Source organism: Brevibacterium sp. SIMBA_078 (assembly GCF_046534565.1).
Taxonomy (GTDB): Bacteria; Actinomycetota; Actinomycetes; order Actinomycetales; family Brevibacteriaceae; genus Brevibacterium.
The window spans coordinates 1-248 of sequence record NZ_JAWRYQ010000440.1; the positions used below are offsets into that span (position 1 = coordinate 1).

The window sequence follows — 248 nt, forward strand, 5'->3', positions numbered from 1 at the left end:
GTATCAAACACAGCTATTTGTGGTAAATCTTTAAATGATGCTTGTGCTGATGAAATACCTAGTAAATTAGCGTGACCATGTAATGGGGCCAGTGTGGCTGCTTGGGTAATACCTGCAATGACGTTTTCGTCAATTAAAACTGATTGGGTAAAGTGCTCACCGCCATGTACAACACGATGACCCACTGCCACTAATTGCTCGTCGAGGTTGTGATCTTTTATCAAATCAACCAGCGTATCAATTGCATG

The 248-nt window shown here is 41.9% G+C and carries 1 pseudogene; it reads right to left on the reverse strand.

From position 1 onward, the window contains the following. Positions 1–248, reverse strand: a pseudogene (locus SB749_RS20330) (acetate kinase); the annotation flags it as partial.